This is a genomic window from Butyrivibrio sp. WCE2006, from assembly GCF_000701985.1.
Taxonomy (GTDB): domain Bacteria; phylum Bacillota; class Clostridia; order Lachnospirales; family Lachnospiraceae; genus Butyrivibrio.
Genome location: NZ_JNKH01000002.1, coordinates 1 through 13,900, shown reverse-complemented (window position 1 = coordinate 13,900; position 13,900 = coordinate 1). Strand labels below are relative to the sequence as shown.

Below are 13,900 nucleotides of genomic sequence, written 5' to 3'. Positions count from 1 at the left end.
TCTCCATTAAGCTGGAAACACCTCGCAAAATACTCTGTTCAAATATAAATGGTACCACTTTATTGTGCAAAAATGGTACCATTTCATTAAAAACAATTCTAATATTATTTTACTGATTTTCTCCGTTTCAGGAACCTACAACCGTATCAAGATCCCACTTTTCATAGATCTTGGGAACATCACTGATAAGTCTCTTTGTATATGCAGCCTGAGGATTGAGAATAACATCCTCGGCAGATCCGGATTCAACAAATTTACCATGCTCCATGATGTAAACCTTATCGGAAATATAATAAGCAAGTCCGATGTCATGAGTGATGAAAATGATCGTCATGTTGATCTCATCACGAAGCTTTAAGAGCATATCAAGAATTGTTGCTCTTGAGCAGGCATCGATCATAGATGTAGGCTCATCGGCCATAAGGATCTTCGGCTTTAAGAGGAAAATGCGGGCTATCATAAGTCTCTGCATCTGTCCGCCGGAAAGCTCGAAAGGATATTTGTTGGTAAGCTCTGCATACTTAAGGTTAACGAAGCTGCAGGCCTCTGTCTTCATCTGTATCTTCTGCTCTTCAGGAAGGTTCTTGAAACCTCTCATGTTAAGACAGTCATCAAGTACCGCATCAATCTTGTAGAAGATGTTATAGGATGAAAAAGGATCCTGGAAGATGGGCTGAATATTTTTCCAATACTCTTTCTTCTTCGCATTTGTGCTGATATCACGGGGCTTTCCCTGATAATCTATTGTTCCTTCCGTTGTACTGATAAGTCCAAGGAGCATCTTTGAAAGAGTTGTCTTTCCGCTTCCTGACTCACCAACTATAGAAACGATCTCACCCTCATTGAAATCAAAATCTACATGATCAACAGCTACTTTTTGTGTTTTACCAATACCAAATACTTTTGTTAATCCTCGTCCTGAGAGGCAAGGCTTCGGTGCAGGCTTATTTGCATTAGTCGAATTCTGTTTCTGGCTCTGGTTTTGATTCGTTGCCATTAGCATATACCTCCCTAAGTTTTCTTACTGACATCAGGCAGCGGTAGCATCTGCCGTTCTCAAATTCCTTTACATCAGGTGCCATAGCAGTACATGTAGGTACTGCATATTTACATCTGGGTGCAAATCTGCATCCCTTAGGCGGATTCTTTAAGTTCGGAGGTGTTCCCGGAAGTGCTGTCAGATTATGGGCTTTCATACCTTCCTCAGGAACGATGATGGATCCCATAAGCCCCTTTGCATAAGGATGAATCGGATCAAATACCATCTGTTTTGCTGTTCCGAGTTCTACAAACTGTCCGGCATACATTACTGCGATATCATCAGTTACATTGTACAAAAGCGGAAGCTCATGTGTAATAAAAATCATGGACTTAATGAAGCCTTTTTCCATAAGCTGTCTCATCATTCTGATAACCATCTTCTGTGATGTAACATCAAGAGCTGATGAGGGCTCATCCGCAATCAGTACTTTAGGTGAAAGAATTGTGGAAATGGCAATAACTGTACGTTGTTTCATACCACCTGAAAGCTCTACAGCATGCTTTTCAAGTACATCCTCCGGAAGACCAAGCTCTGCAAAACGCTCTCTTGCCATATCGTAAATTTCTTTTTTCGTCATCTTGATTCCATGAGCGTGAATAACGTCCTCAACAAAACGAATGATCTTCTGAGTAGGATTCAGCGCATTCATGGCTGCCTGAGGGATGTAAGCAATCTCGTTACCAAGAATCTTTCTACGAACATCATCAGGCTTCATATTTGAAATTGTCTGGCCGTCTACTATAATATCTCCACTTATATAATGAAGGGGAGCAAAATAGTAACCCATAAGTGAAAGTGCAAGTGTTGATTTACCGCATCCGGATTCTCCGGCTATCCCAAGTGATTTTCCTTCTTCTACCTTAAGAGAAACACCATCAACCGCATACACGTCCTCATGGAATCTGGTTATATATTTTGTTTTGAGGTCTCTTACCTCAAGCATTACTTTTCCCATACTTAACCTTTTCCTTTACTGTTCTTAGATCAAATGAAAATGATCTGTTTTCCATGACTTTCCGAACGATAATAAGAAAAAAACGTTCGGAATCCTATAATTACGTCTTAGCATCAATCACGGAGCTGCGGGTTGAATACCTGATCCATTCCTGTGTTCATAAGGTTTAGTGAGAATGAAATCAGTGCTATAAGAATTACTACAGGGAAGTATGCCCACCATGAACCGTTAAGGTGTGCAGAGTACTGCATAGCCCACTGCATCATAAGTCCCAAAGTAGCAGTCTTTGTTGTTGCAGGTCCAAGTCCTATCATTGAAAGCTGTGCTTCTGCAAGGATTCCTGATGAAATCTGAAGAATCATAGCCATAACAACATAGGAAGCAATGTAAGGAAGAATATCGGTAAAGATAATTCTGAACATGCTGTGTCCTGACAATTTTGATAAGTTAACATGGTCTCTGTTTCTAAGAGAAATAACCTGAGATCTTACAGATCTTGTGGTCCAGGGCCATGAAGTAAGTCCGATGATAACACCTACCATCACTATACCTCTCGCCTTATCACCTACGGAGTAGGATATAAGAATCAGGATTACGAAGGAAGGAATTACTGTAAACAGGTTTGTTATGAAAATAATGATGTTATCAGCAAGTCCGCCCATATATCCTGCAAGAAGTCCAAGCAAAAGTCCGATGGCTGTTGCAATAAGTCCTGCTAGAAGACCAATCTTTAAGGATGATTTTGTAGCTGCAACCAGCTCTGTAAGTACATCACGTCCAAAGTTATCAGTTCCAAGAATGAATGTCTTTGTTGTTACATCTTTAATATTTACATAATCTGTATCTTTAATTATTTTGCTCTGCTTAAGATTACCCTCTTCATCCTTTTCAGCTACGATAACACCTGAGTCCTTCATGGCTGCTGTGATCTGATTATCAAGTCTCTTAAGAGCTTTTCTCTTAGCTGTTGTAAGTCCCTTATACTTTGTATTGGGATCATAATTTGCTTTCCAAAGTGCTACAAGACCTTCTGCATCTGTTACGTCAATCTCAGATTCTGCAACACCGGCCTGCTTTATAAGGAAATTCTGAATGTTGGCTCTGGTATCGATATCGAGAACCATTTCAAGCTTTGAAAACTGCTTTGGAATCTGCAGATTATAGGATTTCTCCAGTGCTGATTCCTCAACTGATACGTAAGTACCGGGTTTGAAGAAGTTACCCTGTCCTATCATCTGAAGCGGATCAGCCGTCACAAAAATAGGATAGATAAGTACTGTGAGAAGTATAAACATAAAGATTACAAAACCAAACAGAAACTTTCCGGAATGGAAAATTTGTTTTATTGTATTTTTCATTTTTCATTCCCTCCTTAATCTATCTGGTTAGCTTTAACTCGAGGATCAATAACACCATATAGGAGTTCTACCGCAAGGTTAGCTATAAGTACCATTATTGTGATAATGAGTGTACATGCTGAAAGCAGCGGATAATCCTGACCGTTTACAGCTGAAAGAAGTGTCATGCCAAGTCCCGGATATGAGAAAATCATCTCTGCCACGAGAGCACCACCCATCATAGTTCCAAGTGAAAGTGCAAGACCTGTTATCTGAGGAAGCATTGCATTTCTGAACACGTATCCTACGATCTTTTTATCCTTGATTCCAAGGAATCTTGAATACTTAACATAGTCTGCATTTAATTCATATATTGACATTGATCGCATACCGATTGCCTGACCACCAATCGTGATAAGAACGATTGACCAGAAAGGAAGCTGGTAATGCGCGATAATCGACTTAATAAATGTCCAGCTCATATTTGGAATAAGATCATATCCATAGCCGCCTGATGAGGGAGCTATTTTAAGTCTGATCGCAAACAGATAAAGAAGAACTGTTGCCATTCCAAATGCAGGAATATTACCAATAAATAAGAAAATAGGAAGGATTACCTTATCAAAAGCACCTTTGATATAAGCGGCAATCGCACCAAGAACGTTACCAAGGATCCATCCAACTATAATTGCCGGAAGCTGGAGGCATATTGTCCACCATACTGCGCTTGCTATTATATCGGAAACAGGTCTTGGATACTGGCTGAAGGAAACACCAAAATCACCTTTCAATGCATTTCCAAGCCACATAAAGAATTGTTTGTACATCGGTTCGTTAATACCGAACTTATTTGCATAATCATTTAAAACCTTCTGTATAGCCGTTGAATCCGTCATACCGCTTACTGCCTTAGATGCTATAGCGGAAACAGGATTTCCGGGCATCAGGCGCGGGAGAACAAAATTAAGGATTACGGCAAAAACAAGTGTAAGAAAATACCAGAACAATTTCTTACCATAATATTTTTTATACCCTTTCAATTAAAAGACCTCCCTTCTGCATTCATACGCCATTTTTTGGTATAAAAAGGCTGCCGTAAGCGTTTTTGCCACTAACGGCAGCCCCAGTTTACCTAAAATCAATATTTAATTCATCATTACTCAACAAGTTCAAGATCGTAAAGAGCTGCAATACCATAACCATCTGTGCAGTCTGTCGGAGGAATATTTCTTCCATCATCAGCTGCAGGGAAGTTTGTCCATACAGACTCGTTTACAGCGTAGAACAACTGAGGACGATACATAAGAGCAACTGCAGGGCACTCATCAAGAAGGATTCTTGAAAGCTCTGTATAGTACTCTTTAAGCTTTGCTTCATCAGTCTCTGTAGGAATAGCTTCGAGGATCTTTTCAGCATCATCGTTCATGTAGTGACCAAAGTTACCACTCCAGTTAGAAGCAAGCTTTGCATACTCTTCTGAGAAGTAGAACATTCCCTTTGAGTAAGGGTTCATAACACCAGCGCCGGGTGCTGACCACATGCAGATATCAAAGTTGCAGGTTGTCATATCATCATAGAATGAAGAAGCTTCAGGGAAATATGTCTGGATATCAATACCAATCTTCTCGCCTGCTGCTGCAACGATTTCCATTGATGCATTCCAGTCTGACCATCCTGTAGGGCACTCAGCCTTGAAAGAAAGGTTCTCACCGTTATACTCACGGATTCCATCGCCATCTGTATCCTTGATGCCAGCTTCATCGAGGAGTGCATTTGCACCGTCAACATCAGCGTTCTTCCACTGAAGATCTGCGATAGCATCAAAGTCAACATACTTTCTCTCACCATCTGTAGGTCCAACTACTGATCTGGGATACTCATCAAATGTAGGTGACTGACCAGACATAGCTGATGCAATGATCTGCTCATAGTCAACTGCCATAGCGATTGCACGACGTACTTCCTTCTGATCAAGACCAGGTCTCTCTACGTTAAAGAACATTGAAGGAATAGCTTCGCACTGTCCATAAGGAGCTTCATCAAGCCATGTAGAAATCGGAAGATCATCCTCTAACCACATATTCTGAACATCTGTGATGAACTGCTGGCAAACATCAACTTCGCCCTGTGAAAGAGCAACCTGTCCTGCTGCGTTGTCCTTATAAATTGTATGAGCGATGTACTTCGGAACGGGAAGTTTGCCCCACATGGAAGCTGCCTGTCCCCAATAATTATCGTCTCTCTGAAGAACAGCCTTCTGATCGTTAGAAATGTAAGGAGCATAAGGTCCTGTATGTACAAGATCTTCCATTGTATCCTGTTTAACCTTATCAGCATCCTCGCCGTTTCTCTCTTCTACAGTCTGCAGATATGCTTTCTGCAGCATGTACATTGTATTAAGGATTGATGTAACCTTAAGAGGGTTAACAGCTTTGCCGTCTGCAACCTTAGCCTTTACAACTACTGTTGTATCATCGGTAGCCTCTACGGAATCAATATATGTAGAGAAGTCAGAACCCTGTGAAGACTGATACTTAACATGAGTAGCATATGTGTAAGCAACATCCTCTGCAGTAAATGCAGAACCATCACTCCACTTAGCATCGGGATTAAGTGTTATAGTAAGTTCTGTCTGGTCATCATTCCAGCTGTACTCAGATCCAAGAAGAGGATAGAGCTTTCCATCAAGAGGATTGAACATGAACAATGTCTCATATACAAGTTCACGTGCAACATCATTTGCGGAAAGTGCAAGACCATTGTTTGAGTTAGCTGACATAGGATTCCAGTCATTGATTGTTCCCCATTGCTGACCTGCTTCATACAGAGTCTCGTTTCTGGGTGTTGACTCGCCGTCTGCAGCAGCCGTATCATCAGCGGCTTCTTCGGTTTCCTCTTCAGCGGCTTCTTCCTCAGTAGCTTCTTCAGTTGTTTCTTCTTCTGCTGCTGCTTCTTCAGTTGTTTCTTCTGCTGCAGGAGCTTCCTCAGTTGCTGTAGAAGTCTCCTCTGTTGCTGCAGGAGTCTCTGTTGTTGTTGTGCCACTGTTTGATCCACCGCCACATCCAGCTAACATGGAAAGTGATAATGCGGATACGCACAGAAGTGACATAACCTTCTGTAAGTTTTTCTTCATAACTTACCTCCCTTTCATTTTTGTTTTGAGTTCTCACTCACATTTTGATAATAGAATTTTAATATTTTGTTCATATTCGTTTATATCAAAAATTCCACATCCATAAAAAAATTTCCACTTTTGTTCATTTTTTACACTTAAACGTTATATAATCTAGACTCTATTGTGATTATTTACAACGAATTGTTGCCACTATTACAAATATTGCTCGAATAAATTGTATTTTCTTCTAATTTAATGTAAAATTTTCTTAGTCGTTTTATGACTTAATTTTTATGAATTTGGGAGCTTAGAGGATAGTTTTGAGGGGACAGGGTAAGTTTTTTATGCAGACAAACACTTCGCTTATAAAGTGGAAACTGGAGAGCTATTACGAGGAGAAGAAAATTCCTATCTGGTTTTTTGACCAGAATTTTGATGTTGCATACACAAATTTCTCTACTGCTGCCATCCTGAACCTCTTCGAATGCATAAGACCGCTTGCAAGAAATTTCGTACTGGCGCATTCTATAGAAGGCTATCATCTTAATCTTGATAATCCCTATGTCATGTATTTCGAATTCACCTATTCTGTCGGCAAACACGTTAATTACACGATGATATTAGGTCCTGTTCTGACTGTCAGCCCAACTGAAAGTATCTGGCCTGAGCTGGGATTTACAGGGAATCTTTTTGCTGAGCAGAAAAGAATTCTCTCAAGAGCCTTACCTGTTATGGGAATTTCTGACTTCAAACTTGAGATTACCAATTTTCTTAAGCAAGTCATTGAAATTACGCCTCCATCCTTTGAATCCGATAATCTCAGCACAGTCATAAATAAATATTCTTCAGTAGATGATGAAATTAGTGCTGCTGAATCTGAACTGGCTTCTTTTGATGCTTCAATTATTGATGAAATCTGCAGACTGGAAGATTTGTTCCAGATCTATATAACAAACGGTAATACTTATCAGCTATATTCTTTATTTAAAGATGAGCATGCCATTTCTGTCATATTTCCAAATAAGGCATCAGTTGGAAGCTGCAGAATAAAAGCTGCCGAGCTTCTGACACTGGCAAGAATAGCTTCTCATGACAGCGGCAATGACAGTGCATCATGCTACACAAGATATAATAAGTATTCCGCACAGTTATTAAACGCTAAAAGCTTTGAAAGCATTTCGAAAATCGTAGAGAAATGCGCTATTGAATTTGCGCGCAACTCTCATGATATGAACAAATACACAAATGAAGCATATTCTCCTATGACTAACAAATGCATCCAGCGAATCATCGAAAGACTCCCCGACAAAGTCTGTCTGGATGAGCTCGCCAAGGAGCTTCACATATCTGCCAAGTATCTCTCTGCCCTGTTTAATAAAGAAACAGGCTCATCAATTACTGATTTTATGCAGGATCTTCGTGTCAACGAAGCCAAACACCTCTTAGCCAATACAGAACTATCCTACCTGGAAATAAGTACTCTTCTCAACTTCAGTTCACAGAGCTACTTTAACTGCATATTCAAAAAGAAGACGGATCTGACTCCAAAAGAATTCAGAGAGCGGGCAGCCCAAAGGAGAGTATTAAGTAATTAGTCGATTTTCTTTCTATAAATATTGATACTATTTTGATATAAAATTACCCCCGAGATCAAAATGATTCGGGGGTATTTCAAATCAGATCATTTTAGTGCTTTCTTCATTTCCTCAATAACTATCTTCAAAGCTTTGATTCTTGCATATTTCTTATCTACAGATTCCAGAATATGCCATGGAGCAAAGATGGTACTGGTCTTTGCAATCATCTCATTGACTGCAGCCTCATACTGATCCCACTTTTCGCGGTTTCGCCAGTCTTCATCCGTAATCTTCCACTGCTTCTCCGGCGTGTTTTGTCTTTCAGTAAATCTCGCAAGCTGGGTGTCCTTATCAATCTGAACCCAGAACTTTACTATAACTGCGCCCCAGTCATACAGTTCCTTCTCGAATTCATTTATCTCGTTATAAGCTCTCTGCCATTCATTTTCTGTGCAGAATCCTTCCAGAGGCTCAACCATAACCCTGCCATACCAGGTTCTGTCAAATATTGTGATATGTCCGGTTTTAGGAAGTCTTGTCCAAAATCTCCACAGATAATGCCTTGCTTTTTCATGAGGCTCAGGGGCTGCAATCGGTTCAACCACATAATCCCTTGGATCCAGGGCAGCTGTTATCCTTTTGATATTTCCGCCCTTACCAGCTGCATCCCATCCCTCATAAGCGATAATTACAGGAACTCTCTTTCTGTATGCTTTTTTACCAAGTTCCTTAAGTTCCTTTTGAAGAGTCTTAAGTTCTATCTTGTACTCCTCATCTGTCAGGAATTTATCATTGAGCTGAATATCCGCAAGCTTTTGTACCTTCTCCATAGGGAATGTATTCTGTAATATAGGAACATTAAGCGAGTGATTTTTCAATGCTACATCTATTCCCTGATTAAGGAATTGCAAAACCTGAAGCTCAGCATATTTTCTGTCTGTAGCATCGATTATATACCAGGGTGTTCTTGACTGATTGGTGTCACCTAAATATCTGTCATATACTTCCAGGATATCATCATAGTGCCTGTTCTGCTTTATATCAGCATCAGTGACGCGCCAGCTTGTATTTTTATTCTTAAGAAGACTATCCAGACGCTTCTTTTGTTCTTTCCTGGAAATATTCATAAAGAACTTTATTACAAGATATCCGTTATCACACAATTGCCTCTCGATGACATTTACAGATCTTACTCTGCTTACATAGGTCTCCTCATCTATGGTGCCCTGCAAAACACCATCGATTATCTCTTCCATCCAGCAGGTATCAAAAAACCTGAATTTACCCGCCTCAGGAATTTCTTTTATATATCTGTACAGGAAAGGATATCTTTTCTCTTCCTCACTGGGTTCCTGATCAAGAGTAGCGACTTTAAAAAATCGAGGGTCAATATTCCTGATAACCTTGCCGATCACAGCACCTTTACCTGCAGCATTCCACCCTTCAAACATAACCATTACAGGAAGACCGGCTTCTTTTATCTTCATCTGAGATGCAAAAAGCTTGCCGCGCTCTTCCTTCAGCTTTGCTTTCAAATCTTCTTCCTCAGGTATCTCAGTTACAATAAAATCTTTAAGCATATGCCCCTCCTATATAATAAGAATTTTGCCTGCAAAAAAACACCGTATATGCTAATGATAGCACACACGGTGTCTCCTATATACTGTTTAGAAAAGTTTAATATTCCGTTTTACGCATTGTCTGCCTCTGCCTCGACGTTGTTATTGAAGCTTACTCCGCGATTGATGTCTCCCTTATAGTTCTCACCAAAGCTATAATCATTTCCGGGAAGAATTGCATTAAGAACAATTCCGAATATTGCAGCAAGTGCTAATGATGTGAGAGTTACTGAGGTTGATCCGATTGTAAATGTAAATCCGTCTGAAAAACCAAGTCCTGTTACCAGAATAACTGCCGCCACAATAAGATTTCTTGACTTTGTAAAGTCAACCTTATTCTCTACCACGTTTCTTACACCGATAGCAGAGATCATTCCATAAAGCACGAAGCTGATACCTCCGATGATGGCTGTTGGCATTGTGCCTATCACATCTGTGATCTTGGGAATAAAGCTTATGATGATGGCATAAACTGCTGCAAGTCTTACAACCTTTGGATCATAAACCTTGGACAGTTCAAGAACTCCTGTATTTTCACCATAGGTTGTATTCGCAGGACCGCCAAACATTCCTGCAAGAGCTGTGGCAAGGCCGTCACCCCAAAGTGTTCTGTGAAGTCCCGGATCCTCAAGGAAATTGTTGCCTGTAGTAGCTGATATAGCTGAAATATCACCAACATGTTCCATCATGGTAGCCATAGCGATCGGCGCCATAACAAGTATTGCTGTCAGATCAAACTTGGCAATGACGAAGGGCTGAACACCTACCCAGCTTGCTGAAGCTATAGGTGCAAAATCCAAAATTGCGCTTCCATCCACATTTGTCATTCCTGCAAGATGCATTACAACTGCTACCACATATGAGATAACAACACCCATCAGTATAGGAATGATCTTCCACATTCCCTTACCCCATATGTTAAAGATGATAACAATTGAAAGAGCTATGATCGCAAGAATCGGATTAACAGCTGCATTGCTGACAGCTGACGGTGCGAGGGATAAACCTATACAGATTATTATAGGACCTGTTACCACAGGCGGAAGGAAATGCATTACCTTCCTCACCCCTACAAGCTTAATAAACAATGAAAGAACCAGGTACAAAAGGCCTGCCACTACAATTCCTCCACAGGCATAGGGAAGCTTTTCCCCATAGGTCATGTCCGCAAAGATTCCTGTCTTAAGCTCTGCAACCGTTGCAAAGCCTCCAAGAAACGCAAAGGAAGAACCCAGAAAAGCCGGCACCTTAAGTTTTGCAAACAGGTGGAACAAAATCGTACCTACACCTGCAAAGAATAAGGTTACCTGAACCGAAAGTCCCTCTCCGTGAAAATAGCTGTTAACAAGTATCGGCACCAGAATCGTAGCACCAAACATTGCAAACATGTGCTGCAGACCCAAAATAGCCATCTTGCGCCAGCCAAGTACAGATGCGTCATAAATAACTTTACCTTTTTCTCCCATATCTTCTCCTCCTATATGATTACATAAAAAAAGCTCCAAGGGGTTATCGCCCTTGAAGCCCTAATGATTATAGCACGCACATTATCTTATTAAAAGAAAAATTTGTAGCCATATTAATATTCATGATGTAGTTATCATCATATTCATCAGAAGGTTATAAATCCAAGAACTGATGCAATCGAGCTGATTAAGATTATAACAACAAATATAGGACACAGATACTTAATCATAAAGGAAAATACTTTTTTTCTTTTGAAAAGATGATTCCCATATACTACCTCTTCCTCAACCTTATCGATAGTCATGTAGAAAACAACTAAGATGCATGTTGCAAAAGCTGCTATCGGCATCATCACTGAATTTGTCAAAAAGTCAAAGAAATCAAGGAACTGCATACCTATGATTTTTACATTTTCCAAAGGTCCGTTTCCAAGAGATGAAAGGCTTCCCAAAATGACCATTATTACAGCCATTATCACAGTACCCTTCCTTCTTCTCCATTTAAATTCATCAGCGAATGTAGAAACTGCACTCTCTGTAAGAGCTATCGCACTGGTCAATGCAGCAAAAAGGACAAGTGCAAAGAATAGAATTCCCACGATTCTGCCAAATCCCATGCTGGCAAAAATCTGAGGCATAGTTATAAACATGAGAGAAGGTCCTGCATGCAGTGTATCAGGATCTCCACCGGAAAAAGCAAATACTGCAGGAATAATCATAAGACTTGCAAGTATAGCTATCGCTGTATCAAAAAACTCAACCTGTCTTGTAGCGGCTTCGATGCTTACTTCCTTCTTTATATAAGAACCGAAAGTTATAAGAATACCCATAGCAATAGATAAAGAGTAGAACATTTGTCCCATGGCAGAAACCACTGTCATCCAGGAAAAATGTTGAAAATCCGGAACCAGCATATACTTCACACCTGCAAGTGCACCTGGGCGTGTCACGGAATATACGCTTATGATTATTGCCAGCACAACCAGAATGGGCATCATAATTCTTGAAACTTTTTCAATACCATTCTCCACACCCATAAAAATAACAACCAGCACCATCAACATGAAAACTATAAACCAAAATTCAGATGCGGTGCCATCTGAGATAAATCCGGTAAAGAAAGAAGCGTCTGCTATATCTTTCACAGGACTGGTCAGATATGCGTATAAATACTTACATACCCATCCTCCAATAACCGAATAATAGGGAACAATAAGGATGGGAATAACAGCATTTATCCATCCACCAATCTTCATACCCATTGAATCGTTACCCAATTTAGAAAACGCACCAACGGGACTTTTTCTGGTAAAACGTCCTATAGCTGTCTCTGCTATGATCATTGTGTATCCAAAAGTAAGCGCCAGAAGGATATATACAACAAGGAAAATTCCTCCACCATACTTTGCACAAAGATATGGAAATCTCCATATATTACCAAGTCCTACTGATGCTCCGGCAGCAGCAAGAACATATCCTATCTTGCCTGAAAATGAACTTCTATTATCTTGTCCCAAAATATAAACCTCCGAAAAATAAATTCACTACATTATATCAAAAAAATATAAAAATGGATTTTAATTTTTATCTTTCAATAATCACGCAGGAACATTTTAGTTGATTTTAAATACTTTTCTACGCTATCATTATTTATGGGGGAATAAAAAATGTATCTGAACAAAACACGTCATTATCTCTCAAAATCAATTCTGATGGTTGCAGTAATAAAGATTCTTGTGACTTTGTTCATAGCTCTGTTCAGATTTTTCATGCGCAAATCTCAAAACCTGAGTCCGGATATGCTAAATAACGCCTACTGGTCAGTCCAGTTTATCGGCTCTATTGTAAAAATTTTTTCCATTGCCATTATTTTTTATCACGCATGGAATCAGATGAATCATGATATCAGAGTTATCCCAAAGGAAGACAGAGAAGCTATGCGAATTTTACAGCTTGAATACTTCAAGAACAATCTTCCATCCCTCACAGCATCATCAATAAGTAAACTCCTTCAGCTTTGGAGCGTTATTTTCATTGGTTCAGAGATGCTCTATCTTTTCACGTCTATTATGTATAGACGTTTTATAAGCATTCTCACAGGTGCACTATCAATAAATCCTCAGGATTCACAGGAAATACTTATTCTTCTTTATAATATGACCCACGGATTTAAGTATCTGGAGATTCTGACTTCCCTTGTCCTTGGTGTCGTCACTACGGGAATATTTCTAAAGGATAATTACCTTAAACTCATGTCTATTACAATAGTTGTAATTTTCATACTTGCCTTTGGTCTTTTTCAGATGCAGACGGTTCTTTTTATGGGAAAAGCCATAGGAATTGTCTGGACATCCGTGATTTATCATCTGGCCGAAACAGCCGGTCTTGCAGGATTTTCCATATACCTGTCGGTACAGTACAAGGGACTTTAGAGCTGAGACTGATCAAAATTAACCTGAATTATTCACGGCTTAATTACAAAGCCGCATAGTTACTGCATTTAAACTGCATATTGCTTTCACCCAATAAGTGAAGCCTTAGGGGTATTAATAAAGCCCCGATTCTGTTACAATTTTAGGTGTCGAATCCAAAAACATAACAAAAAAGAGGCTTCATATGTCTAGTTTAGATTACACAACCTTAGAAAGCAATAAGCGTTTTAAATTAAATTTTGACGGAGGTGATTTATCCTCCGATGCTGGTCTTCTCCTAATAAAGGAATTCATCAGCAAACTGCACTTTGACAAGCTGATTGACAGCATATTTCACACCAATGATTCTTCAAGCCG

Annotated in this window: 11 protein-coding genes; 3 read left to right on the top strand and 8 right to left on the bottom strand. The window is 39.7% G+C overall.

Annotated features, from left to right (window positions below):
* Window positions 1-127 precede the first annotated feature (127 nt).
* The 5 genes from T501_RS02020 to T501_RS02000 form a co-directional block, all read right to left on the bottom strand.
* Window positions 128-997, bottom strand: coding sequence for an ABC transporter ATP-binding protein (locus T501_RS02020; RefSeq protein ID WP_081843005.1), 870 nt, complete (start codon window positions 995-997; stop codon window positions 128-130).
* The gene (locus T501_RS02015; RefSeq protein ID WP_026509817.1) at window positions 954-1,997 is read right to left on the bottom strand and encodes an ABC transporter ATP-binding protein; all 1,044 of its coding nucleotides are present in this window, start codon (window positions 1,995-1,997) and stop codon (window positions 954-956) included. Before T501_RS02015 ends, T501_RS02020 begins: the two co-directional genes overlap by 44 nt.
* 113 nt (window positions 1,998-2,110) lie before the next feature.
* Window positions 2,111-3,355, bottom strand: coding sequence for an ABC transporter permease (locus T501_RS02010; RefSeq protein WP_026509816.1), 1,245 nt, complete (start codon window positions 3,353-3,355; stop codon window positions 2,111-2,113).
* Between the two features lie 14 nt (window positions 3,356-3,369).
* Complete coding sequence (locus T501_RS02005) at window positions 3,370-4,374, bottom strand: ABC transporter permease (protein WP_044912980.1); 1,005 nt, start codon at window positions 4,372-4,374, stop codon at window positions 3,370-3,372.
* Window positions 4,375-4,490: 116 nt separating this feature from the next.
* Window positions 4,491-6,467, bottom strand: a complete 1,977-nt coding sequence (locus T501_RS02000; protein ID WP_044912979.1) for an ABC transporter substrate-binding protein — start codon at window positions 6,465-6,467, stop codon at window positions 4,491-4,493.
* A gap of 326 nt (window positions 6,468-6,793) precedes the next feature.
* Here T501_RS02000 and T501_RS19785 point away from each other — a divergent pair, with 326 nt between their 5' ends.
* On the top strand, window positions 6,794-8,044 hold the full coding sequence (locus tag T501_RS19785) for a helix-turn-helix domain-containing protein (protein WP_155994766.1): 1,251 nt from the start codon (window positions 6,794-6,796) through the stop codon (window positions 8,042-8,044).
* Between the two features lie 86 nt (window positions 8,045-8,130).
* On the opposite strand, the gene pap is transcribed toward T501_RS19785, so the two are convergent.
* From pap to T501_RS01980, 3 genes are all read right to left on the bottom strand, one after another.
* Window positions 8,131-9,606, bottom strand: coding sequence for a polyphosphate:AMP phosphotransferase (gene pap, locus T501_RS01990; protein WP_044912978.1), 1,476 nt, complete (start codon window positions 9,604-9,606; stop codon window positions 8,131-8,133).
* 110 nt (window positions 9,607-9,716) lie between these two features.
* A complete protein-coding gene (locus T501_RS01985; RefSeq protein WP_044912977.1) occupies window positions 9,717-11,111 on the bottom strand; it encodes a uracil-xanthine permease family protein in 1,395 nt (464 codons plus the stop codon).
* A 146-nt stretch (window positions 11,112-11,257) separates the two neighbouring features.
* Window positions 11,258-12,631, bottom strand: a complete 1,374-nt coding sequence (locus T501_RS01980) for a sodium-dependent transporter (RefSeq protein ID WP_044912976.1) — start codon at window positions 12,629-12,631, stop codon at window positions 11,258-11,260.
* A gap of 147 nt (window positions 12,632-12,778) precedes the next feature.
* On the opposite strand from T501_RS01980, the gene T501_RS01975 reads away from it, so the two are divergent.
* Complete coding sequence (locus T501_RS01975) at window positions 12,779-13,543, top strand: hypothetical protein (RefSeq protein ID WP_044912975.1); 765 nt, start codon at window positions 12,779-12,781, stop codon at window positions 13,541-13,543.
* 184 nt (window positions 13,544-13,727) lie between these two features.
* The coding region (locus T501_RS21185; protein ID WP_044912974.1) for a transposase at window positions 13,728-13,900 on the top strand (173 nt) is incomplete at its 3' end.

Bases quoted from the DNA above. Each gene is read 5' to 3' on its own strand.
- T501_RS02020 (WP_081843005.1), bottom strand. From the start codon at position 997: ATGGCAACGAATCAAAACCAGAGCCAGAAACAGAATTCGACTAATGCA.
- T501_RS02015 (WP_026509817.1), bottom strand. From the start codon at position 1,997: ATGGGAAAAGTAATGCTTGAGGTAAGAGACCTCAAAACAAAATATATA.
- T501_RS02010 (WP_026509816.1), bottom strand. From the start codon at position 3,355: ATGAAAAATACAATAAAACAAATTTTCCATTCCGGAAAGTTTCTGTTT.
- T501_RS02000 (WP_044912979.1), bottom strand. From the start codon at position 6,467: ATGAAGAAAAACTTACAGAAGGTTATGTCACTTCTGTGCGTATCCGCA.
- T501_RS19785 (WP_155994766.1), top strand. From the start codon at position 6,794: ATGCAGACAAACACTTCGCTTATAAAGTGGAAACTGGAGAGCTATTAC.
- pap (WP_044912978.1), bottom strand. From the start codon at position 9,606: ATGCTTAAAGATTTTATTGTAACTGAGATACCTGAGGAAGAAGATTTG.
- T501_RS01985 (WP_044912977.1), bottom strand. From the start codon at position 11,111: ATGGGAGAAAAAGGTAAAGTTATTTATGACGCATCTGTACTTGGCTGG.
- T501_RS01975 (WP_044912975.1), top strand. From the start codon at position 12,779: ATGTATCTGAACAAAACACGTCATTATCTCTCAAAATCAATTCTGATG.